Raw genomic sequence first — 25,160 nt, 5'->3', positions numbered from 1 at the left:
CATACTTTAAGTTCGATGATAGTTAATTCTAAAGCAATTGTAATTAGTGCGCTGAAATACGGAGAGGCAGATCTAATCGTTAATTTGTATTCTTTAGAAAGTGGTTTGCGTACTTATATGTTACGTGGAATTCTAAAATCGAAGAAAGGAAAGTTTAAGGTAAGTCAGTTTCAATTATTAACGCAGCTTGAGATTGTCGCCAGTCATAAAAACAAGGGCACACTGGAATACCTAAAAGATACCAAGGTGATCAATACCTATACCTCCTTGTATACCAATATGATCAAAACCAGCCTGGTGATGTTTATTGCAGAAGTTTTAAAAAGCGCGATTAGGGAAGAAGAAGCCAATCCCGCGCTGTATCACTTTTTAGAAACCGCTTTTAGCTGGTTGGATTTACATGATAAAACTGCTAATTTTCATATCATGTTTTTGCTGAAATTATCTGGTTTTTTAGGATTTCAGCCCGATGACCTAAATACCGAGCAGCCATTCTTTAATTTATTGGAAGGAACTTTTGAGCCTGTTAAAACGAACGATTATTGCGTAGAAGGAGAAAATCTTGATATTTTGCGGGCATTTTTAAATGTGAATTTCAATGATATGCAGCGGGTAAAATTGAGTGGTGAACAACGTGCTGACTTTTTAAGAATGTTGTTGCTGTACTACGAATTACATATCGAAGGTTTTAGAAAACCAAAATCCCTAACCGTTCTTAACGAAATTTTTAATTAATGCGAATTTTTGTATTTCTCTCTTATGTTCTTTTCAACATAAATTTGTTTTCACAAGATATTATTGTGCTGGATAGTGCTACTGAAGAACCTTTAAGCAATGTCATGATTTTTAATGCTGAAAAGACTAAAACTAGCCTGAGCAATTTTGAAGGTCGTGCGGATATATCTAAATTCGATAGTACCGAAGTACTTTTTTTTCAACATATCTCGCACGAGGTATTCAAAATTAAGAAGTCAGCTATTAAAAACCAGATTGTTTATCTTCAGGAAGATCAGAATAAGCTGGATCAGGTGGTGCTTTCTGTAGCAAAATTTCAGCTTCAGAAAGATGAAATTCCGCAGAAAATAGTAAGTATTGATAAAGAAGACGTACTGCTGAATAGTCCGCAAACCTCCGCTGATCTGTTAGAAAGTACCGGTCAGGTATTTGTGCAAAAAAGTCAGTTAGGTGGGGGAAGTCCTATGATCCGCGGTTTTGCAACCAATCGTGTGCTAATTTCTGTTGACGGCGTAAGGATGAACACCGCAATTTTTAGAAGTGGCAACCTGCAAAATGTGATTAATATAGACCCTTTGGCGATTGAAAGAGCAGAAGTGATTTTAGGTCCTGGTTCCATGGTTTATGGGAGTGATGCTATTGGCGGGGTGATGAATTTTTATACACTGCAGCCAGATTTTAGTTTTACCGGTGACTCTTCTGTTTCAGGCTCTATATATACTCGTTTTGCCACGGCAAATAACGAAAATACCGTACATGCAGATGTGAATGTAGGACGTGAAAACTGGGCTTTTAGAACCGGGATCACTTATTCAGATTTTGGAGATCTTAAGATGGGAGAACATGGTCCAGACGACTATCTGCGACCTGATTATGCTGAAAGGCAGAACGGCATCGATGTGATGGTGGAGAATCCAGATCCGCTGGTTCAAAAGCCAACAGGATATGACCAGATCAACCTCTTGCAAAAGGTGAAATATATGCCATCCAAAGACTGGGATTTTAATCTAGGAATTGTTTATTCCCAGACTTCCGATTTTCCGAGGTTTGACAGACTATACCGCAAGCAAGATGGTGTTTTACGTGCTGCAGAATGGTATTATGGTCCGCAAACCTGGTTTCTTGGAAATTTGAAAATCAATCACCGTAGCCGTTCAGAATTTTATGATAAAGTTCAGTTTACAGGTGCTTATCAGTATTTTGGTGAGAGTAGAAATGATCGGGATTTTGGAGAGCCTTTACTTTTCTCTACGGAAGAAAATGTAGATGCTTATTCAGCAAATCTGGATTTCGAAAAGTCTTTGTCTGAGAGCAAGTTGTTCTACGGTTTCGAATATGTACTTAATTCGGTTGCTTCCGAAGGAGCCTTCAGAAATATTCAGAATGGAGAAACCGGAGATACGGCAAGCAGGTATCCAGATGACTCAAAATGGCAATCCATGGCGATGTATTCCAGTTACCAGTGGAAAATAAGTGAGGACCTTTCGTTACAGTCGGGACTACGCTACAACCATATCCTGGTGAACGCAAGATTTGAGGATCGTTTCTATGATTTTCCTTTTGAGGAAGCAAATATCAGTACTGGGGCACTTACCGGAAGTCTTGGACTTAACTGGCGTCAAAATCACTTTGTAGGCTGGCGACTGGGACTTTCTACCGCTTTTCGTGCTCCTAATATTGATGATATTGGTAAAATATTTGATTCTGAACCTGGGTCTGTTGTCGTCCCAAATCCAAACCTGAAGTCGGAATATGCCTATAATACAGAGGCTGGAGCCGACTTCAATTTCAGCGATAATCTTCGTCTTGGGCTAACCGCTTATTATACGTACCTCGATGATGCGATGGTTCGAAGAGATTATGATCTGGATGGTGTAACCGAGATCGATTACCAGGGCGAACCTAGTCGTGTACAGGCCATACAAAATGCTGCCAACGCTTATGTTTATGGACTGGAAGCTGGACTGGAAATAGATTTTTCGGTTGCCTTGCGTATGAACTCTCAGTTTAGCTATACCTATGGAGAAGAAAATGATGGTGGGGAATATGTGCCCTTGAGACATGCAGCACCAATGTTTGGCAGTACGCATCTGGTCTGGAACAAGCGAAAACTAAAACTTGACCTATTTGCAGAGTACAATGGTGAATTTGACTTTGAAGATCTGGCTCCGGGAGAGCAGGATAAAGCCTATTTATATGCAACAGATGCCAATGGAAATCCATATTCACCGGCATGGTATACGCTCAACCTAACGGGACAATACAGGCTCAATCCAAATTGGCTGGCTACTGTTTCACTGGAAAATATTACAGATCAGCGTTATCGTACCTATTCTTCCGGAATTGCTGCGGCAGGTAGAAATTTGATCATTGCCCTGAAATACAATTTTTAGCAACTTCATTACTTTCCCAATTCAGAATTATCTGATGCTGAAAAGCGGTCGTTTTTTAGCGAGGAATCATATCATCTTTTGTTAAAAATCCTTATTTTCGCACATCATTTGAAAATAGGAGAAAATGAGTGCAAAATTCCCTGAATATAAAGGTCTTGACCTGCCTAAAGTGGCCGAAGAAATTCTTAATTACTGGGAAGAGAATGATATTTTCGAAAAGAGTATAAGTTCTCGCGAAGGCAAGGAATCTTACATCTTTTTCGAAGGACCTCCATCTGCAAACGGCTTACCTGGTATTCACCATGTGATGGCCCGTTCTATCAAAGATATTTTTTGTCGTTACAAAACTCAAAAAGGGTTTCAGGTTAAACGTAAAGCAGGTTGGGATACTCATGGTCTTCCTATCGAACTTGGCGTGGAAAAAGAGCTTGGGATCACCAAAGAGGATATTGGAACAAAAATTAGTGTTAAGAAATATAACGAGGCTTGTAAAAATGCCGTCATGCGTTATACCGATGTCTGGAACGATCTTACCAAAAAAATGGGTTATTGGGTCGATATGACAGATCCATATATCACATACAAGTCCAAATACATGGAAACTGTATGGTGGTTGCTTTCAGAAATATATAAGAAAGATCTTATTTACAAGGGCTATACCATTCAGCCGTATTCTCCAAAAGCTGGAACAGGTTTAAGTTCTCATGAGCTTAATCAGCCGGGAACTTACCAGGATGTTACTGATACTACGGTAACGGCGATGTTTAAGATCACAGACTCCTCTGCTGCACCGGTTGGCGCTGGCCTGGAAGGAGCTTTCCTGATCGCATGGACTACCACACCCTGGACTTTACCATCGAACACTGCACTTACTGTTGGACCTAAGATCCAGTATGTAAGCGTAAAAACATATAATCAATATACGTTTGAGCCAATCACTATCATCGTGGCGAAAGATCTGGCTGAAAAACAATTTGATAAAAAATTCACTAAGGTTTCTTCGGAAGAAGAGCTTAAAGCTTATGCTGAGGGCGACAAAAAGATCCCGTATTTAATAGGCGAAGGTTTTACAGGAAAAGACCTTGTTGAAATTAAATACGAGCAGCTTTTGGATTATGCGCAACCTTACGACAATCCAGAGAATGCTTTCCGTGTGATCGCGGGAGATTTCGTGACCACTGAAGATGGTACGGGAATCGTACACACTTCTCCAACTTTTGGGGCAGATGATGCCTTGGTAGCGAAACAGGCTTCTCCAGAAGTACCGCCACTTCTTGTGAAGGATGAGAACGGTAATTTGGTGCCATTGGTGGATCTTCAGGGGAAATTCAGACCTGAGTTAGGTGAATTTGCCGGGAAGTATGTAAAAAATGAATATTATGATGAAGGGCAGGCACCTGAGAAGTCTGTAGATGTTGAGCTGGCCATTAAATTAAAAGAAGAGAACAGGGCTTTTAAAGTTGAAAAATATGTTCACAGCTACCCAAATTGCTGGAGAACAGATAAGCCAATTTTATATTACCCACTGGACTCATGGTTTATCAAAGTAACCGAGTTCAAGGACAGAATGCATGAGCTTAACCAGAACATCAACTGGAAGCCAAAGTCTACTGGTGAAGGAAGATTTGGAAACTGGCTGGCCAATGCAAATGACTGGAACCTTAGCCGTAGCCGGTATTGGGGAATTCCTTTACCTATCTGGCGAACCGATGATGGCAAGGATGTGAAGGTGATTGGATCTGTAGCGCAATTAAAGGAGGAGATGGCGAAAGCTGTTGAGGCCGGAGTGCTGGAAAAAGATATATTTTCAGATTTTGTAGCTGGTGACATGAGTGAAGAGAACTACGAAAAAGTAGATCTTCATAAGAATGTGGTAGACACGATTACCCTGGTTTCAGATTCAGGAAAACCTATGAAACGTGAAGCAGACCTTATCGATGTTTGGTTTGATTCCGGTTCCATGCCTTACTCACAGTGGCATTATCCATTCGAGAATAAGGAGAAAGTCGAAGATGAATGGCGTAAGGCAGATTTTATTGCTGAAGGTGTAGACCAGACCCGTGGATGGTTCTATACGCTGCATGCGATCGCAACCATGATCTTTGATGATGTTGCCTATAAGAACGTTGTTTCTAACGGACTTGTACTAGACAAGAATGGGCAGAAAATGTCCAAACGTCTTGGAAATGCAGCAGACCCATTTGAGACTCTGGCTGTTTACGGACCAGATGCTACGAGATGGTATATGATCTCTAATGCAAATCCATGGGATAATTTAAAATTTGATATTGAAGGTATTGGAGAGGTTCAGCGTAAATTCTTCGGAACCTTATACAACACCTATTCGTTCTTTACACTGTACGCAAACATAGACGGTTTTACGTATGCTGAAGCAGACGTAGATCTTGACAAAAGACCTGAAATAGATCGCTGGATTTTATCAGAACTGCACACACTTATTCAGAAGGTAGATAAGTTCTATGCTGAATATGAGCCAACAAAAGCAACTCGTGCTATTTCAGAATTTGTTCAGGAGAACCTTAGTAACTGGTTCGTGCGTTTAAGCAGAAGACGTTTCTGGAAAGGTGATTACGAGCAGGATAAAATTTCAGCTTACCAGACATTATATACCTGTATGGAGACTGTGGCAAAGCTGGGAGCACCGGTAGCGCCATTCTTTATGGACAGACTCTTCAGAGATCTGAATAATGCTACTGGGAAGGATACTTCAGAATCTATACATATTGCTGAGTTCCCGGTTTATCAACCAGAATTTGTTGATAAATCCCTGGAGCACAAAATGGAAAAAGCACAGACGATCTCTTCTCTGGTGCTTTCACTACGGAAGAAGGAAATGATCAAAGTGCGTCAACCTCTTCAAAGAGTAATGATTCCGGTACTTGATGATGCACAAAAGCATGAAATTGAGGCGGTTGCAGACCTCATAAAGTCTGAAGTAAATGTGAAGGAGATCGAGCTTATAGATGATGCTTCAGGACTTCTGGTAAAGCAGGTAAAACCTAACTTCCGAGTTCTTGGCCCAAGATTTGGTAAGGATATAAAGCTGATTGTCAATGCAGTGAATAATTTTTCCGCAGAAGACATCGCAAAGATCGAGAGAGAAGGAGAGATCGAATTAAACATTAACGAAAAAATGGTTAATTTGTCACTCGCTGAGGTAGAAATAAGCTCTCAGGATATAGAAGGATGGTTAGTAGCCAGCAGTGGTAATCTAACTGTGGCTCTGGATGTTAGTATCAGTGAGGAATTGAAAAGGGAAGGTGTTGCCAGGGAACTGGTAAACAGGATCCAGAACCTCCGAAAAGATTCAGGCTTTGAAGTAACTGATATAATAGATGTTACCCTACAAAAGGACGGCATGATCGAGGATGCCGTGAACGATAATATAACCTATATTAAAACCGAAACATTAACTGCAAACCTCGATTTTGCAGAGGTGGTGGAAGAAGGTGCAGATGTTGAATTTGATGATGTCGCCACTAAAATGTTCATTAAAAAACATTAAGCCATGTCTACAGACGTAAAAGAACGCTACAGCGATGCAGATCTAGCCGAGTTCAAGGCTTTGATCAAATCCAAGATCGAAAAAGCACAGGAGCAGTTGTCCAACTACCAGTCTGCTTATAAGAATGATGGAAATAATGGTACAGATGATACCTCCCCAACATTCAAAGCTTTTGAGGAAGGAAGTGAAACTATGAGCAAGGAGGCTAACTCTCAACTAGCCATCAGGCAGGAGAAGTTCATTCGGGATCTTAAGAACGCCCTGAACAGGATCGAAAACAAGACGTACGGTATTTGCAGAGTTACCGGGAAGCTTATTGCCAAAGAAAGACTGTTATTGGTGCCACATGCAACTTTAAGCATTGAAGCAAAAAATATGCAGCGCTAAGCAATACAAACAAACGTCCGGAACAATTTCCGGACGTTTTATTTTTACTGAAGGAAGATGTTGAAGAAATTTTGTCTGCTGATTCTTTTCTGTACGAACATGTCTTTGCATGTCCAGCGGGACACCCGTGAGATCTTCAATGCTGCCGGGATTGAATCCATCGATATACTTACCAACGAGGTTTTCAAAATTACTATTACCGCTACCAATACAGACAGGATCAGGCTCATTACTCACTCTGAAGGTGAATACTTTAATCAGATTCGTGTTCAAACAAAAGTCGATGATGGCAATTTGAGCATAGAAACAAGCTATCCCCAGGAACTTACCGGAGGCTTTGATAAATTGAGTGCACATAAGGTCTTTTCTTTAGAGCTGGAACTGGAGATTCCAAAGGATCTTGAAATTTCTGTAGACTCCAATATTGCTTCCTTAATTGCATTTGGTTCCTTCAGCCAGCTAACAGCGAATCTAAAAGATGGCTATTGCAACCTGAGAGAATTTGCTGGAAATGCTACAATTAATACTTACGAAGGTAATATTCGGGTTGAAACAGCCTCTGGTCTTGTAGAGGCGGTAAGCAGGAATGGCAAGGTGGAGATCCCGGAACATTTCAGTGGTAGAAATCCTATAAAACTTAAGTCCATAGACGGCAATATATTGGTGCTAAAAACTAAATAATATTAGTATTTTTGGTGCGTTTCAATTAAAAATCAACCATGTCGCTTAAAAAAGCTGGAATCATCATTTTCCTGATCTTATTAATAGATCAGATCTCCAAAATTTATATCAAAACACATTTTGCACTGGGTGAAGAGATTGAGGTTTTCGACTGGTTTAGTATTCTTTTCGTAGAGAACGAAGGAATGGCCTGGGGAACCAAGATTCCCGGAGAATATGGCAAGCTTGCCCTAACGCTTTTCAGACTGGCTGCTATAGTTGGAATTGGATACTGGTTATGGGATGCAGTTAGAAAGAATGGATCTAGAGTATTGATCGTTTCTATCGCGCTTATCTTTGCCGGCGCCTTTGGAAATATCATTGATTCTGTTTTCTACGGAATCATCTTTGACGATAGCTACGGTCATGTAGCAAGTTTTTTACCTGAAGCCGGTGGCTATAGTTCGATATTCTACGGGAAGGTGGTAGACATGCTTTATTTCCCTCTGTGGAAAGGTTATTTGCCAGGTTGGATCCCATTCTGGGGTGGAGAGTACTTCACATTCTTTGAACCCGTATTCAATATAGCAGATTCTGCAATTAGCGTTGGTGTAGCTTTACTTTTGATATTTAATAAAAAAGCATTTCCGAAGGAAGAAGAATAATATCAGGCAGCAGTTTTATCGAAGATCTTTTCGAACTTTTTAAGTTCAATAGGTTTAATTAGATAATCTGTAACCATATTAAATGATTTCACTCTCTCCAGATCCCGAGGGTCTATTGAAGAGCTAACCACGTAAAGAGTGATCTTTTTATTCAGGTTGTTTTTGATCTTCAGGAATTCATTTAAAAATTCCCAGCCATCCATTACAGGCATGTTAAGATCCAGGAATATAATATCTGGAAGCAAATTCTCATGGGTCACAGAAGACATGGAATTTTTAAAATAATCCAGTGCTTCCTTACCATTTTTGTAGATAAGAAGATTCTCTGATAATTTTTTGATCTCTATGATCTTTTTAACCAAGTTCACGTATATCTTATCATCATCGATGATACACGCTAGTTCTACTTTCTGCCCCATTGTATAGATCTAGAATTTTATTTTAAACGTAGTCCCTATGTCTAGAGTACTACTAACAGATATGGCTCCCCCTAGAGCTTCCACCTGGTTTTTGGTAATGAATAAACCAATACCTTTTGCTTCCTGACTGGTATGATGAAAGGTTCGGTACATTCCAAACATTTTATCACCATATTCGTCAAGATCGATCCCCATTCCATTGTCACTTATCTCGAGAAATTCTTTTTCGTTCTCAATATATGTCTGGATAAAGATGACCGGTTTACGACCAGGTTGTTTATATCTAATCGCATTCGTGATTAAATTTAATAAAATACTTTCAAGATACTCAGGTATATAGCTAATTTCTTTCAAATCCTGAAACTCAGCGACGATTTTTGCATTTTCCCGATTAATGAGTGATGATATCGATGCCAGAACGATCTCCAGAGCCTCTTCAAATTTGATTTTAACCCTCTCTTTCTTTAGCGAACTTTGAACACTAACAATATTATTAAGTCTTGAAATCGCAGAATCCAGGTTGCCAGCAACATCATCAACATTGGCCAGTAGATCCAGTTTATCTCTATCGGTTTTAGCCTCTCGTAGCAATTCCACGATAAGACTCAAATTGCTACTATGAGATCTTAAATGATGGGAAACGATGTGGGCAAAGTTGAAGAGTCGGGAATTTTGCGAAGCAATGATATCCAACGAGTTCTGAAGATTCAGTTCATTGTTTTTGTTTTCATCGATGTTCTGTAAAACTCCTCTTATTCCAATCACCTGCTGATCGTCATCATATACTGGTTTTCCTGTTAATCGCACCCAATATTCTCTATTCTGAAAGGAGATCATTTTCAATTCCAGTTTAAAAGGAATCCCGAAGTTCTCACATTTATCAAAGGCAGATTTCATTCTGTTATGATGTTCTTCAGCATAGAAGCTTTCCCGCTTTTCATATGCAGGTTGAAAATCCCGGGGGCAATCGAGAATTTTCTTAGTTACATCATCCCAGTAAATATTCTTATTGATCGTGTCTACATACCAGCCTCCGGTAGAAGTCATTTCTGCAGTCTCGCGATAGTAGAAGAAGTTTTCTTCGATCGTGTACTGGTCCCGCTTGGTCTGGTGGATATTTACAAAAAGGAGTACCGCTGTTTCCCTGAAGGAATTATCCTTGCTTTTTAGATTCTTGCATTCAAACCAGCGATACTTTCCATTCCCAAGTTTCAGCTTGATCTCAAATTTGAAGGTTTCATGATCAGCGATAAGTTTTTCAAAATGGATTCTGAAATCGTAACGATAATCGGGATGTAGAATATGATTGATAAAAAATTCAAAACGATCTTCTTCGATCTTAGGATCACCCACAAGATTTCCGAAATGGTCTGACCAGCTAATCTCCTTGGAAAAGAGATTGATCTTCCAATAGGCGATATCGAAATCCTGAAGTATGCTGTTTAACTGAAGGTCGCTAAGCATTAGGGTCTTTTGGCAATGTTAAATGTACATTTTTAAGCTAGTTGTAGCAAAAATTATTTTTTCCTGAAATCGTAGATCCTGTTTGGGGTAACGCAATAGTCCAGTGGGATGTCACTGGTGTACACATCACTGATCTCTTCTACGGGTCCATAGAATGAAACTCCAATTTTAATGATGTCTTTTTTGCAGCGACTTAAAAACCGATCGTAAAAACCTTTTCCGTAGCCAACTCTGTGTCCGCTTTTGTCCAGTGCCAGAAGAGGAATAAATACAGCGTCCAGTTGTTGTGCAGCAATCTGGATTCCATCTACCGGTTCTGGAATATTCCATGGATTCTTAACAATCCTGGTTTGATCGGTAAGTAAGTAATTGATCATCTCACCAGTTTCGAAATCAGACTTGGGAACAATGATCTCTTTGTCTTTGCCCTGCAGTACATGTAGCAAATACTCTGTATTTACTTCCTTTTGTTCAGCAATACTCAGGAAAATATGAAAATATCGTACATCCCAGATGCTCAGTTCAAGACATCTATTCGCAATATCAATGCTCATGCTCTCGATATCTTCCTGAGCAAGCTGACTGCGTAAAAGCTTAAATTTCTTCCTGATTTCAGACTTCTTCATCAAAAAGCACTTTTGATTGCATGGATATGTGAAAGATGGCATCACCCTGATAAACGATCGGGGATTCATTAATATTAATCACGTAACCTTCACTATTGCTTTTGATCTTATGGCTAAACTTACCGTAGGGATCTGTAATAGTAGCGATATACTCACCTTTTTCAACATGTTTGCCACACGGGATCTTGACATGTAGAAGACCACTATATTTTGCCCGTAACCAGGAACTATTCTCGATAAGAACAGTATCTCTTTTTACCTCTGGATATTCAAATTTATCATTCAGCATTTCCAGATGACTAAGAATACGCATAGCGCCGTCTACACCCACTTTTGCTACATCTTTATTGGAGTCCAGGGATTTTCCACCTTCGAACAGCAAAACGGGAATTCCTAATTTTGAACAGGTTTCCCGGTAGGATTTTGTGATCGTTTTGGAATGTATGGTAAAAGGAGCGTTGAAGATCTTGGCATATTTAATACTTTGTTCGTCGCCTTTTTTAACCCGTATTTGTGGTGCATTGAACCTGGCAGCACCTCCGGTATGGAAGTCCAGGCAAAAATCAGCTATTGGTAGTATTTTTTTTACGAATTGATAGGCAAATCTACTCGCCAGCGACCCATTTTTTGTTCCGGGGAATACTCGATTAAGATCACGTCCATCAGGAAATTCACGAGCCATATTCAAAAATCCGAAGATGTTGACGATCGGGATGCAAATGACGGTACCCACTTTAGGTTTGTTAATACCTTTTGAAATGATCTGTCTTACGATCTCAACTCCATTGATCTCGTCACCATGAATTCCAGCAGTTAGAAGCACAACTGGACCCGGTTTTTTGGAACGTTCAATAATGACCGGCACCTCCACAGAAGTGGTAGTGTATAGCTTGGCCATATTAAAATTTATGGTCGCTCTTTTACCCGGCAGTACTTTTTCTCCCAGGATCTCAAGAACATTGTTCTTGTCTATTCGCGGCATATGTTAGACGTTTCGTTCAATATATCTAATGATCGTTTTGGCAATATCCTTTCCGGTAGCTGCTTCAATTCCTTCCAGACCAGGAGAGCTGTTCACTTCAAGTATAAGAGGACCACGACTACTTTGCAGCATATCCACACCTGCTACACCAAGAGCCATTGCTTTCGCTGCTTTGATGGCTGCGTTTTCCTCTTCATCTGTTAATTGAATGATGGATGCTGATCCTCCACGGTGAAGATTCGATCTAAACTCACCTTCTTTCCCCTGTCTTTTCATCGCACCTACAACCTGTCCATCTACCACAAAAGCCCGGATATCTGCTCCACCAGCTTCTTTGATGAATTCCTGTACGATTACTCTTGCCTGTAGCCCGTTAAAGGCTTCAATTACAGATTCTGCAGCATTTTGAGTTTCTGCCAGTACGACTCCTAATCCCTGAGTACCTTCCAGTAATTTGATGATTACCGGGGCACCACCAACATGATCCAGAATTTCAGTCACATCTTTCGAATAGTTGGTAAACACAGTTTTAGGTAAACCAAGTCTTGCTCTCGATAATATCTGTAAGCTTCTTAATTTGTCCCTGCTTCTTACCAGTGCCTGAGATTCAGTCGTGGTAAATGTTCCCATCATTTCAAATTGTCTTACTACGGCAGTACCGTAAAAAGTTACCGAAGCTCCAATTCTTGGAATTACCGCATCAGTATCATCCAGAAAATGGTTTTTGTAGTAGATACTTGGTTTCTTCTTTTCTATAACCAGGTCACACTTTGTAGGATCGATCACTTCTACCTCGTGGTTGCGCTTTTTAGCGGCTTCTACCAGTCGGCTTGTAGAATAGAGTCGGGGATTTCTGGATAATATTCTAATCTTCATGTTACTTCAGGTTAAACGAGACATCGACAAGCTCGGTGTCCACTATAAATTTTTTGGTTAAAAACTTTCTTCCAATCAATACCGGATATCGCATTTCCTGTCTGTCTGAAAGCGATAAGGATATTTTAAATACTTTTCCGAAGAGTTTAATATTGGTACGCACCAGATATCGTTTCTGGATGATCCCGTTACTACTTCTTACAAATACAATGTCGTAATCTTTAAAAATAAAAGCTCTGCCATTATATAAAGGATGTTCAGCATCCAGAAAGGTACAATGCAGTTCATCATCAACTTCTTTGATATTCTCGCAATGTATCGAGGAACTGTAAGCTCCTGTATCCATTTTAATGGCGATGTCGTTGAGGTGTAAAGCAGGAAAATCTGCCTTGTCAAATCTTCCGATCACAATCTTCTCCATAATGCAATATACTAAAATGCCCTAAGTCTGGGAGCTGTGCAAAGTAAACGAAAGATTATGCAATATTTTGATACGTAGAGCGATATTCTTAAAATTTACTTCGGAAGCCAAAAAAGGTTTAGTGAGCTTATTTTAATGTTTATTTTTGAGGTAATGGAAAAGCCAGCTCTGGACGTACAATTAAAAACCTTGCCCAATAGCCCGGGTGTTTATCAATATTTCGATAAGAATGGAAAGATCCTATACGTAGGGAAAGCCAAGAATTTGAAGAAAAGGGTGACTTCTTATTTCACCAAGCGACATGACAGCCATCGAATTGGAGTCATGGTCAAGAAGATCCATGAAATAAAACATATCGTGGTTGCTTCAGAAACCGATGCATTGCTTCTGGAAAATAATTTGATCAAGAAACATCAGCCTAGGTTTAATGTGATGCTGAAGGATGACAAAACCTATCCCTGGATCTGTATTAAAAATGAGCGGTTTCCACGAGTTTTTCCTACCAGAAAACTGGTTCGTGATGGCAGCGAATATTATGGGCCTTTTACAAGCTTTAAAACAGTAAACACACTACTCGATCTAATCAAAGGATTATACAAGTTAAGAACCTGTAATTATGATCTTTCCGAAGAAAAGATTCGGAATGAGAAATATAAGGTCTGCCTGGAATATCATCTTGGTAATTGTGAAGGACCCTGTGAAGCTTTGCAGCCTGAAGAAGAATATAATCGAAATATTGAAGCGATTCGCCAGATCGTAAAAGGTAATTTCAAGGATTCCCTTCAGCGTTTTCGAAATCAAATGAAAGAGCATGCTGAGAATATGGAATTTGAAGATGCTCAGCGTATCAAGATCAAGATCGATGTCCTGGAGAACTATCAATCCAAGTCTACCGTGGTAAATCCACGAATTAATAATGTAGATGTTTTTTCCGTAGTAAGTGATGAGGGTTATGGCTATGTGAATTTTCTGCAGTTATCTCACGGTGCGATCATACGCTCCCATACCATCGAGATGAAAAAGAAGCTGGATGAAAGCGACCTGGAATTGCTGGAACTGGCCATTGTGGAGATCAGGCAGCGCTTCAGCTCGAAATCTACAGAGATCTATGTGCCTTTTAAGGTCGATGTTGGTGAAGACCTGAAGATCACGGTTCCAAAACTGGGCGATAAAAAGAAGATCGTAGAGTTGTCCCAGCGAAATGCGAAATATTTCAGGCAGGAAAGATTTAAGCAAATGAAGATCATAGATCCAGACCGTCATGTAAACCGAATTATGGCGCAAATGAAAGAAGATCTTAGACTTAGCGAGGAACCTCGACATATAGAATGTTTCGATAACTCTAATATACAGGGAACCAATCCGGTTGCCGCCTGCGTGGTATTCAAGGATGGAAAACCAAGCAAAAAGGATTATCGAAAATTCAATATCAAAACCGTAGAAGGACCAGACGATTTTGCTTCTATGGAAGAAGTGGTTTTTAGACGTTATAGAAGACTGCTTAATGAAGATGAGCCGCTTCCACAATTAATTATTGTGGATGGTGGAAAAGGGCAGCTTTCCAGCGGTGTGAAGGCACTGGATACCTTAGGTCTACGCGGAAAGATCGCCATCATAGGAATCGCGAAACGACTGGAAGAGATCTACTATCCCGGCGATTCCATACCTTTATATCTGGACAAAAAATCTGAATCTTTAAAGATCATTCAGCAGTTACGAAATGAGGCGCATCGCTTCGGAATTACTTTTCACCGGAATAAAAGAAGTAAAACCGCGTTAAATACCGAACTTGAGTCTATTGCTGGAATTGGCGAAAAAACAGTCATTGAACTCCTGAAGAATTTCAGATCTCTTAAAAGAGTGAAGGAGGCAAGCGAAAAGGAACTTGCAGACGTGATCGGGGCTTCCCGGGCGACCATCGTTTATCAATTTTATCATAAAGAGAATGCGTAAATATCTTTTCATCCTTAGTCTACTCATTTCCTTTGGAGCAATTTGCCAGGAAGAGGATAGGCCAAAGGTTGGACTTGTATTAAGCGGAGGTGGTGCCAAAGGTCTTGCCCATATAGGTGTGCTAAAAACCCTTGAAGAGCAAGGCATCAAGATCGATTATATTGGAGGTACCAGTATGGGAGCAATTATTGGCGGACTCTACGCTTCCGGCTATTCTGCCAGCGAACTTGATTCTATTTTTAGAACCACACAGTTTGATATTCTAATTCAGGATAACCTGCCAAGGCGGGCTAAAACTTTCTATGAAAAGGAAGATTCAGAAAAATACGCGATCACGCTACCTTTTGACAATTTTGATATTTCATTTCCTAGCGGACTTTTTAAAGGTCAGAATATTTACAATTTACTTTCCAGACTTACCATTCATGTAAGCGATGTGGAAGATTTTAGTGAATTACCCATCCCGTTTTTCTGTATTGCGGCCAATGTAGAAACCGGGGACGAAGTAATTCTGGATAGTGGATCACTGGCTAAAGCAATTTCAGCAAGTGGCGCGATACCAACACTTCTAAGTCCCATAAAAATTGACGGACAATTGCTCACAGACGGTGGGGTTGCTAATAATTACCCGATCGAAGAATTAAGGCGTCGTGGTGCTGAGGTGATCATTGGTGTGGATGTGCAGGACAGTCTTGTCAAAAGAGATAAATTACGAAGTGTGTTCGAAATTATGAGTCAGATCTCAAATTTTCGCACGATCAATGATATGAAGGAGAAAGCTCCAAAAACCGATATTTACATTAAACCGAATGTAAATTCTTTCTCGGTCATGGCTTTTGACAAAGGACAGGCGATCATAGATTCAGGAGCTGTGGCCGCAAACAATATGCTGGAAAAACTCAAATTGCTAAGTGATCCAGATGATAGCTTATTAATTCGGAAACCGGTTCCAAAGATCGATAGTTTTAATATTAGTGCACTTTCAGTAGAAGGAAATAACACCTATCCCAGAGCTTATGTGCAGGGTAAATTAAAACTTGATTACGAAGAAACTTACAACTTCGAGGATCTGAATATTGGAATTAACAACCTTTCTGCGACCGGTAACTTTGAGAGAATTAATTACCAGCTAATACCCGAAGATGAAAATGGCAATTATGTACTTGCCATGCAGATCGAGGAAAGTGAAAACAAAATGCTATTGCGACTGGGATTGCATTATGATGAACTTTATAAAAGTGGGGCACTGGTGAATCTTACCCGTAAGAGTTTACTATTTACTAATGATGTGGCTTCTCTGGACCTTATCGTGGGGGATAACCTGCGTTACAATTTTAACTATTACCTGGATAAAGGTTTTTACTGGAGCTTCGGAATAAATTCTCGTTACAACACCTTTGATAAAGGCTTGCTCTTAGACGGGATCAGAGATACTGAAGGTCTGAGTGAATTTCAGGATATAAGAGAGCTGGAAGTTACGGTGAGAGATTTCACCAATCAGATCTACGTGGAATCACTATTTCAGCAGGTATTTTCAATAGGTGTAGGAGTGGAACACAAATATTTAAAGTATAGCAGTAATACGTTTAACGATGCGATTAACCAAAGTCAGGAACTGGTTCTGGCAAATGACCATTATGCCGGCGGCTTTGGATACGTGAAATTCGATTCATACGACAATAAATATTTCCCCACCAAAGGAGTTCGTTTTGATGGAGACTTTCATATTTACCTGTATTCTTCAGATTATAATAATGATTTTTCGGAGTTCTCGATCGCTAAGGGAAGTTTAGGTTATGCTATCCAGCCTTTTCCCAAATTCACGACGCGAATAAGTACAGGAACCGGTTTTAAGATAGGGAACGATGAGAGCCAGGTGCTGGATTTCTTTCTGGGTGGTTACGGGAATGATTTTATCAATAATTTCAAACCTTTCCTGGGTTATGATTTCTTAAGCCTTTCCGCAGATAGTTATATAAAGGCGCAACTGGAGTTCGACTATGAGCTTTTCAGAAAGAACCATATTATCGCCAGCGCCAATATTGCCAATGTGGAAGATGATCTGTACACCACCGGAAACTGGTTGAGCATGCCCGATTATAATGGCTACGGAATTGGTTACGGAATTGAAACATTTATGGGACCACTGGAAGCAAAATATTCCTATTCACCTGAAAATAAAGAAAGTTACTGGTTTTTTAGCCTGGGATTCTGGTTCTAAGCGACGAATTTTCTATAATTACTTTATCGTTTTCGTAACCGGTTTTTACACTAGATTTAAGATTGTTTCGGTAAATTTTCTTGATATTTGTGTAAATCGAAATAAATACTGGAAATAATAACAATCTTTCAAGAAATGAATTCATTTTTGATCGATTTTAAAATATAATCACATGCCTTTTTATCATAAACTCGGCAAAATCCCACACAAGCGCCATACGATTTTCAGAAAACCTGATGGAAGCCTTTATTATGAGCAACTTTTTGGAACGATTGGTTTTGACGGAATGTCTTCCAATCTGTATCATGAACATCGCCCGACTCAGGTGAAGGAAATCAAAGGAAGTTACGATGTACGACCGAAGGTTGCGATTGAAAATAACCTGAAATCATACCGTTTAAAAGGTTTCCAGATCACTCCGCATCCAGATTATCTTCAAAGTAGAAAAGCGGTTTTGACCAATGCAGATTGTGATATTATTCTCGCTTCTCCTCAAGGTTCTACGGAAGATTATTTCTATAAGAACTCTGATGCAGACGAATTGATATTCGTGCATAAAGGATCTGGTAAGCTAAGAACTCATCTTGGAAACATTGATTTTAAATATGGGGATTATCTATTGATCCCAAGGGGGACTATCTACAAAATGGATTTTGATGATGAGAACAACAGGCTTTTTATCGTTGAATCCCGTAGACCGATCTATACTCCAAAACGATACAGGAACTGGTTCGGGCAACTGCTGGAACATTCTCCATTTTGTGAAAGAGACTTACGCCAGCCACATGAACTGGAAACCAATGATGAAGAAGGGGACTTTCTTATCAAGATCAAGAAGCAGGGAGAAATTTTCGATATGGTCTACGCGACGCATCCTTTTGATGTGGTTGGGTACGACGGCTACAATTACCCGTACGCGTTCTCCATTCACGATTTTGAGCCAATAACCGGAAGAATTCACCAGCCGCCACCGGTGCATCAAACATTTGAAACTGATGCTTTTGTGGTTTGTAGTTTTTGTCCGCGTAAATACGATTATCACCCGGAAAGCATTCCGGCGCCTTACAGTCATAGTAATATTGATAGTGATGAGGTGCTCTATTATGTTGATGGTGATTTTATGAGCAGAAACGATATTGAAGCAGGTCATATATCCTTGCACCCAGCGGGAATCCCTCACGGGCCGCACCCTGGAGCAGTAGAAAGAAGTATTGGGCAGGTAGAAACTGAAGAGTTGGCCGTAATGGTAGATACCTTCAAGCCGTTAAAACTTACCGAAGAAGCGATGAAAATTGCCGATGAGACTTATTACAGGTCCTGGTTAGATGGAGAGCATTAAGAGATGAAAGAAGATTTATCAGCACAGGATAGAGCGATGTGGTAATATTTTGAAATTTGATTTCAAGTTTATATCATATTTACATCCTTTAAAATAACAACAATGTCAAAAGATAGCACATCATTAAATTTAGAAAAAGTAGTTCCTGAAGCAGAAGACTTTCTGCCAATCCTGGGAACAGACTTTGTAGAACTATACGTAGGAAATGCCAAGCAGGCGGCCTATTATTACCAACACGCATGGGGTTTCCAGCCAATCGCTTATTCAGGTTTGGAAACTGGTCGTAAAGACAGCGTTTCCTATGTAATGCAACAGGGGAAAATTAGAGTTGTTCTTACTTCACCATTGCAGCCGGAAGGAGATATCAATGCGCATATAGATAAGCATGGTGACGGAGTAAAGTTTGTAGCACTTTGGGTGGACGATGCGAGAAAGAGTTACGAGGAAACTACAAAAAGAGGAGCGAAATCTTATGTAGAGCCATATGTAATGGAAGATGAAAACGGTAAGGCTGTGATCTCTGGAATACATACTTATGGAGAAACCATTCACCTTTTTGTAGAGAGAAAAGACTATACCGGACCATTTTTACCAGGTTACAGAGTTTACAATACCAAAACGCAGGTGCCAGATACAGGTTTACAGTTTATCGACCATATGGTTGGAAATGTAGGCTGGAATGAAATGGACAAATGGGTGGAATTCTACGGAAAAGTAATGGGCTTCGCCCAGTTGGTATCATTTGATGATAAGGATATTTCGACCGACTATACCGCGCTTATGAGCAAGGTGATGAGCAATGGGAATGGTAGAATCAAATTTCCAATAAATGAGCCTGCGGAAGGAAAAAAGAAATCACAGATCGAGGAATATATCGATTTTTATAATGGAGCCGGAGTGCAGCATATAGCTTTAGCTACAGATAACATTATTGAAACAGTTACAGCATTAAGGGATAGAGGCGTGGAGTTTTTATATGTTCCGGAAACTTATTATGATGATCTACTGGATCGTGTTGGTGATATCGATGAGGACCTGGCGCCATTAAAAGAGCTGGGAGTGCTGGTAGATCGCGATGATGAGGGGTATTTGTTACAGATTTTTACAAAACCAGTTCTGGACAGGCCAACTATGTTCTTCGAGATCATCCAGAGAAAAGGTGCTCAATCCTTCGGAAAAGGAAACTTTAAAGCTTTGTTCGAAGCAATTGAAAGAGAACAGGATTTGCGAGGTACATTAAATTAAGATTAAATATCTGCTAAAATTTAAGTGGAAAAATGAAATAAATGACAATCTGGTAAACGTTTAGTTAAAGTTTATTTAAGAGTTGCGGGTAAGGGAGAAATATGAGACTTTTGCACCGCATTTCTGGAGTGGTTACCAGAATTGAATTTTTTTTCATAATTTAAGTTTTAGTTGGTTAATAAGACAAAATTCCCCATCATTAATTTGATGGGGTTTTTTTGTTTCTATACTTTTGGAATAGTAATTGTAATCCATCCATACGCCTGAAAATTCTATTACTTAGACAATTAAACCTATGAGAAATTATATTACAATTACCTTTCTTTTTCTAGTGTTTACCACGGGAAATATGTTTTCACAAGATGCATTTGACGAAGGTGAGTGGTTCAAATTCAGAATACACTATGGAGTTTTCAATGCGAGTTATGCGACGCTGGAGGTAAATGAAACTAAATTTCAGAATAAACCTGTCTATCATATTAAAGGACGCGGTAGATCTACAGGATTATTAGGCTTGTTCTTTAAAGTGGATGATGATTACCAGACTTATATCGATAAGCAAACTGGCAAACCTTATCGTTTTGTACGTAATATTGACGAAGGCGGTTATACCAAGGACCTGGTGATCGACTTTGATCATAATGATAAGAAAGCCCATGTTCTCAATCGAAAGAATAATCAGAAAAAATCATATTCTGTGCCTCATAATGTGCACGATATGTTATCATCATTTTACTATATTCGCAACCAAATTAAAAACGACGAGTTAGAGCCAGGTGATGAGATGCGTCTGAACATGTTCATCGATGACGAAAACCTCGATTTTAAGCTTGTTTTCCTGGGGCGTGATACGATTAAAACTAAGTTTGGTAAAGTTGCAACCCTGAAATTCAGACCTTATGTACTGGCCGGAAGAGTATTTAAGGAGAAAGAAAGTCTTACTTTCTGGATTAGTGATGATAAAAACAAAATTCCGGTGAAAATTGAAGCAAACCTGGCCGTAGGGTCTTTGGATGCCGATCTTGAAGCTTACAAAGGTCTAAAGCATCAATTTAGTATACTAATGGATTAGATATGGAGATAAAACCCGAAATCGCGGAACGAATTGGAAAGCTTGAAGAAAAGTTCAAAAATTCGGGACAGGATATGGGGTCTTATCTGGATGGTCTGCTTTATGACCGCTATCTTTCTTACTGGGATTATATTAGTGTAGATACGCTATTAAGTTTACAAAAGACCAATACGCACTTTCCAGATGAGATGATCTTTATCACTTATCACCAGATCACTGAATTATACTTTAAGCTCATCATACACGAGCAAAAACAGATCATAGAAACCAAAACCCTAACATCTGCCTATTTCGTTGAAAAGCTAAATAGGATGAATAGGTATTTCAGAATACTTATCGACTCCTTCGATGTAATGATCAAGGGAATGGAAAGGGAACAGTTTCTGAAATTCAGAATGGCTTTACTACCTGCCAGTGGATTCCAATCGGCTCAGTTCAGGATGATCGAACTATATTCAACTCCTTTGGAAAATCTTGTCGATTTTAATTTGAGAGATGAATTTACAGTAGAAAACTCTTCCGAAGAACTTTTTGAGAATATCTACTGGAAAAAAGGAGGTATAGATCTGGAAACCGGCGAGAAAACTCTTACGCTTAAGCAATTTGAAAAAAGATATACTCCTCGATTTCTAAGAATTGCAAAAGATGTATACGGAAACACCATATATCAGCGTTACCAGGCCATGCATGAAGAAGATCGTCAAAATGAAGATCTACAACAGGCTCTTCGGAACTTTGATGTTAATGTAAATATTAACTGGTTGCTCATGCATATGGGTGCTGCTTACCGATATTTGAGCAAGAAAGATGAAACCATAAAAGCGACCGGCGGAACAAACTGGAAGAAATTTCTACCGCCAAGTTTTCAAAGAGTTTCTTTCTTTCCAGAATTATGGAGTCAGGAAGAACTGAACAACTGGGGGAAGCAATGGGTGAACCACACATTTAATACTGAAAAACAAAAAGCATAAAAACTTGAAGAAATTAGGCTTATTAGTAATGCTAATGCTGGCAATGACTGCCTGCAATGACGATGAGAAAGAACAGGCCGTAAATGAGGTCGAGACCAAAAAAATTCCTAAGATCGAGAAACAGTATGGTTTTATCCTGAATGATTTTGAGGTCATTAGGGATACCATAAGGTCTGGTGATAGTTTTGGTTACATCATGGATCAAAATGGCGTGAATCATGGAAAGGTCTTTGAAGTTTCAGAAAAAGTAAAGGATACCTTTAACCCTGCGAGAATTACTGCCGGTAAGAAATACATGATCCTAAGAGCAAAAGATTCGGCTAAAACACCGCAATATTTCATTTATGAAAATGATAAGATCAACTATACGGTAGTCTCTATTGGGGATAGTATCTATGCTGAAAAGAAAAAAAGACCGGTAACTATAAAGCAAAGAGAAGTAAGCGGAGTGATCACTTCTTCCCTTTCAGAAGCAATGCAGGCTCAGGGCTTGAGTAATCTTCTGGTTTACGAACTTTCAAATATTTATCAGTGGAGTATTGATTTCTTTAAACTTCAAAAGGGAGACCAGTTCAAAATGGTTTACCAGGAGAAATATATTGACGATACTATTTTCGCCGGGATTGAAAAGGTAGATGCCGCGGTTTTTAAACATTCAGACAGGCCATATTATGCCTTTAGTTATATGACCGATAGCGTTTCTGGTCAGCCTAGTTTTTATGACGAGGAAGCTAAAGCATTACAAAGTTTTTTCCTGAAAGCTCCGCTAAATTATTCCAGGATCTCTTCAAGGTTTACAAAAAGACGTTTTCATCCGGTTCAGAAAAGATGGAAAGCCCACCTGGGAACAGATTATGCTGCACCACATAGCACACCGATCGTAAGTACTGCTAATGGAACGGTGATCGCTTCAGGCTATACCTCCGGAAACGGGAATTATGTTAAAGTGAGACATAATGGAAAATATACTACTCAATATCTTCACATGAGTAAGCGTGCAGTTAGAAACGGGCAAAGTGTTAAGCAAGGCGATGTGATAGGTTACGTGGGAAGTACAGGACTTGCCACAGGGCCACATGTATGTTATCGATTCTGGGTGAATGGCAAACAGGTGGATCCATTCCGCCAGAACCTGCCTTCAGCCGAGCATATCACAGACAATCTAAAAGACGATTATTTAAATCATATTGAATCGATTCGGGCAGAACTGGATCAAATTCCCTATAAAAGTATCTAGATGAAAAATATAAATCCAACCACTACCAAAGCCTGGAAGGAATTAGAAGATCATTATAAAGAGATCCAGGTTGAACATATGAAGAATATGTTCAATAACGATGAAGAAAGAGCTGACAAATTCACCATTAAATGGGAGGATTTTTATCTGGATTACAGTAAGAACCGAATGAATGAAACTACCGGGAAATTACTGAATAAGCTTGCTGCTGAATGTGGTTTGAAGGAAGCAATGGATGCATATTTTCAGGGTGATGCCATCAACCAGACAGAAGGAAGACCGGTTTTACATACTGCTTTACGAGCTTCAAAAAACGCGAATGTCCAGGTGCATGGCGAAAATGTAATTCCTGAAGTGCAGGAAGTAAAAGAAAAAATCAGAACTTTTACTGATGAGGTGATCGAAGGGAAACGCAAAGGTTTTACCGGGAAGAAATTTACCGATATCGTAAATATAGGAATTGGAGGATCTGATCTTGGACCGGTAATGGTTGCTGATAGCCTGAAATTCTACCAGAATCATCTGAATTTACATTTTATATCTAATGTAGATGGAGATCATGTACATGATACCATTCAGGATCTAAATCCTGAAACCACCCTTTTCGTGATAGTTTCAAAAACTTTCACGACCATGGAAACAATAAGCAATGCTACTACGGTTCGAGAATGGTTTCTAAAAAAGGCTCCTGAAAAGGAAGTTTCCAAACATTTCGTTGCTGTTTCTACCAATCTTAATAAAGTAGAAAGCTTCGGAATTGATCCTGACAATATTTTCCCGATGTGGGATTGGGTTGGAGGTAGATTCTCCTTGTGGAGCGCTGTAGGTCTTTCAGTAGCACTTGGAATTGGATACAACAATTTTGAATCTCTTCTGGAAGGTGCCCGCAAGATGGATGATCACTTCAGAAATACAGATTTCGAAAAGAATATTCCGGTACAGCTGGCACTAATAAGTATATGGTATAATAATTTCTTCGGCGCTGAAAGTGAAGCGGTGATCCCTTATTCTCAATACCTGGATAAATTTCCATCGTACTTGCAACAGGCGATCATGGAAAGTAATGGGAAAAGTGTGGACCGTAATGGTGAGAAAGTAAATTACCAGACCGGAACAATCATCTGGGGAGAACCAGGAACGAATTCACAACATGCTTTTTTCCAGTTGATTCACCAGGGAACCAAGCTTATTCCTGCAGATTTTATTGGCTTCAAAGAAAGTTTGTTTGGAGATCAGGGGCATCACGATAAATTGATGGCGAACTATTTTGCTCAAACTGAAGCTCTTCTTAATGGTAAAACGGAAGAAGTAGTGAAAGAGGAGTTGCGCTCCATGAGGTTTAGCCAGGAAGAAATAGATAGGATCAAATCATTTAAAGTATTTGAAGGTAATAATCCAACGAATACCTTATTGGTTCAAAAACTAACTCCGGAAAGTCTGGGGAAACTTATTGCCATGTATGAACATAAGATATTTGTACAGGGCGTGATCTGGAATATTTTTAGTTATGACCAATGGGGAGTTGAATTAGGAAAACAACTGGCGAATAAAATTCTTTCAGATTTTGAATCTAATAATTCTGAAGGTCACGATTCCTCTACACAGAATCTGTTGAAGTTTTATATGAACTAAATAGTTCGAATTATTACGTATAATATGAAAGCCTGAAGTCTGGAACTTCAGGCTTCTTTTATTTATAAAAGCTAAAATCCCTTCCGAAGAAATTGACTTGAAAATGCAGGAATGATGCAATTCGCTCATTAATAGAGTAGAGATCAAAATTTCTCCATTACAAATTCAATAAATTTTAAAGTTTTTGATTAGCAAAATTGATTTTTACTAAATATCGTGTCCATAATATTGCCCTGTTTAACGTCTTTAACACTCCTAGAGCTTATTTTGAATCATTCCATTTAACATAATATTTTGTTTTCCTCTAATTAGCAGTATATTGCGGCGAAATTTGTT

Annotated in this window: 20 protein-coding genes; 14 read left to right on the top strand and 6 right to left on the bottom strand. The window is 39.4% G+C overall.

Annotation, left to right across the window (positions count from 1 at the left end; genetic code table 11):
* The first annotated feature begins 15 nt into the window (after positions 1–15).
* From recO to QZ620_RS01725, 6 genes are all read left to right on the top strand, one after another.
* On the top strand, positions 16–735 hold the full coding sequence (recO, locus tag QZ620_RS01750) for a DNA repair protein RecO (protein WP_295178441.1): 720 nt from the start codon (positions 16–18) through the stop codon (positions 733–735).
* On the top strand, positions 735–3,128 hold the full coding sequence (locus QZ620_RS01745; protein WP_295178439.1) for a TonB-dependent receptor: 2,394 nt from the start codon (positions 735–737) through the stop codon (positions 3,126–3,128). Before recO ends, QZ620_RS01745 begins: the two co-directional genes overlap by 1 nt.
* Positions 3,129–3,252: 124 nt before the next feature.
* The gene (ileS, locus tag QZ620_RS01740; RefSeq protein ID WP_295178437.1) at positions 3,253–6,654 is read left to right on the top strand and encodes an isoleucine--tRNA ligase; all 3,402 of its coding nucleotides are present in this window, start codon (positions 3,253–3,255) and stop codon (positions 6,652–6,654) included.
* 3 nt (positions 6,655–6,657) lie between these two features.
* A complete protein-coding gene (locus tag QZ620_RS01735) occupies positions 6,658–7,041 on the top strand; it encodes a TraR/DksA C4-type zinc finger protein (protein WP_026914778.1) in 384 nt (127 codons plus the stop codon).
* 57 nt (positions 7,042–7,098) lie between these two features.
* Positions 7,099–7,722: a hypothetical protein gene (locus QZ620_RS01730; RefSeq protein WP_295178433.1), complete on the top strand. Its 624-nt coding sequence runs from the start codon at positions 7,099–7,101 to the stop codon at positions 7,720–7,722.
* A gap of 38 nt (positions 7,723–7,760) precedes the next feature.
* Positions 7,761–8,366 carry a lipoprotein signal peptidase gene (locus tag QZ620_RS01725; protein WP_295178431.1) on the top strand — a complete coding sequence of 202 codons (606 nt, stop codon included), beginning with the start codon at positions 7,761–7,763 and terminating at the stop codon, positions 8,364–8,366.
* Between the two features lie 2 nt (positions 8,367–8,368).
* On the opposite strand, the gene QZ620_RS01720 is transcribed toward QZ620_RS01725, so the two are convergent.
* The 6 genes from QZ620_RS01720 to QZ620_RS01695 are packed head-to-tail and all read right to left on the bottom strand — an operon-like array spanning position 8,369 to position 13,154.
* The gene (locus tag QZ620_RS01720; RefSeq protein WP_295178429.1) at positions 8,369–8,785 is read right to left on the bottom strand and encodes a response regulator; all 417 of its coding nucleotides are present in this window, start codon (positions 8,783–8,785) and stop codon (positions 8,369–8,371) included.
* Positions 8,786–8,794: 9 nt separating this feature from the next.
* The gene (locus QZ620_RS01715) at positions 8,795–10,249 is read right to left on the bottom strand and encodes a PAS domain-containing sensor histidine kinase (protein ID WP_295178427.1); all 1,455 of its coding nucleotides are present in this window, start codon (positions 10,247–10,249) and stop codon (positions 8,795–8,797) included.
* Between the two features lie 53 nt (positions 10,250–10,302).
* Positions 10,303–10,875, bottom strand: coding sequence for a 5-formyltetrahydrofolate cyclo-ligase (locus QZ620_RS01710; protein WP_295178425.1), 573 nt, complete (start codon positions 10,873–10,875; stop codon positions 10,303–10,305).
* Positions 10,862–11,857, bottom strand: coding sequence for a succinylglutamate desuccinylase/aspartoacylase family protein (locus QZ620_RS01705; protein ID WP_295178423.1), 996 nt, complete (start codon positions 11,855–11,857; stop codon positions 10,862–10,864). The genes QZ620_RS01710 and QZ620_RS01705 overlap by 14 nt, the downstream gene beginning before the upstream one ends.
* Before the next feature lie 3 nt (positions 11,858–11,860).
* A complete protein-coding gene (gene rimK / locus QZ620_RS01700; RefSeq protein WP_295178420.1) occupies positions 11,861–12,733 on the bottom strand; it encodes a 30S ribosomal protein S6--L-glutamate ligase in 873 nt (290 codons plus the stop codon).
* A gap of 1 nt (position 12,734) precedes the next feature.
* Complete coding sequence (locus tag QZ620_RS01695) at positions 12,735–13,154, bottom strand: RimK/LysX family protein (protein WP_295178417.1); 420 nt, start codon at positions 13,152–13,154, stop codon at positions 12,735–12,737.
* Positions 13,155–13,307: 153 nt separating this feature from the next.
* Between QZ620_RS01695 and uvrC the strand changes: the two genes are divergently transcribed.
* The 8 genes from uvrC (at position 13,308) to pgi (ending at position 24,824) form a co-directional block, all read left to right on the top strand.
* Positions 13,308–15,107, top strand: a complete 1,800-nt coding sequence (uvrC, locus tag QZ620_RS01690; protein ID WP_295178414.1) for an excinuclease ABC subunit UvrC — start codon at positions 13,308–13,310, stop codon at positions 15,105–15,107.
* Positions 15,100–17,328: a patatin-like phospholipase family protein gene (locus QZ620_RS01685; protein ID WP_295178412.1), complete on the top strand. Its 2,229-nt coding sequence runs from the start codon at positions 15,100–15,102 to the stop codon at positions 17,326–17,328. Before uvrC ends, QZ620_RS01685 begins: the two co-directional genes overlap by 8 nt.
* Before the next feature lie 172 nt (positions 17,329–17,500).
* Complete coding sequence (locus QZ620_RS01680; protein WP_295178409.1) at positions 17,501–18,667, top strand: homogentisate 1,2-dioxygenase; 1,167 nt, start codon at positions 17,501–17,503, stop codon at positions 18,665–18,667.
* A gap of 102 nt (positions 18,668–18,769) precedes the next feature.
* On the top strand, positions 18,770–19,912 hold the full coding sequence (hppD, locus tag QZ620_RS01675) for a 4-hydroxyphenylpyruvate dioxygenase (protein ID WP_295178408.1): 1,143 nt from the start codon (positions 18,770–18,772) through the stop codon (positions 19,910–19,912).
* Between the two features lie 295 nt (positions 19,913–20,207).
* Positions 20,208–20,984: a DUF3108 domain-containing protein gene (locus QZ620_RS01670; RefSeq protein WP_295178406.1), complete on the top strand. Its 777-nt coding sequence runs from the start codon at positions 20,208–20,210 to the stop codon at positions 20,982–20,984.
* Between the two features lie 2 nt (positions 20,985–20,986).
* A complete protein-coding gene (locus QZ620_RS01665) occupies positions 20,987–21,955 on the top strand; it encodes a tryptophan 2,3-dioxygenase family protein (RefSeq protein WP_295178404.1) in 969 nt (322 codons plus the stop codon).
* Positions 21,956–21,959: 4 nt separating this feature from the next.
* The gene (locus tag QZ620_RS01660; protein ID WP_295178402.1) at positions 21,960–23,192 is read left to right on the top strand and encodes a peptidoglycan DD-metalloendopeptidase family protein; all 1,233 of its coding nucleotides are present in this window, start codon (positions 21,960–21,962) and stop codon (positions 23,190–23,192) included.
* Entirely contained in the window at positions 23,193–24,824 is a 1,632-nt protein-coding gene (pgi, locus tag QZ620_RS01655; RefSeq protein ID WP_295178399.1) for a glucose-6-phosphate isomerase, read from the top strand.
* Positions 24,825–25,160 lie beyond the last annotated feature (336 nt).

Origin of the sequence: uncultured Christiangramia sp., from assembly GCF_913046405.1 — a bacterium.
Taxonomy (GTDB): Bacteria; Bacteroidota; Bacteroidia; order Flavobacteriales; family Flavobacteriaceae; genus Christiangramia; species Christiangramia marina.
This window is presented reverse-complemented; position numbering and strand designations above follow the sequence as displayed.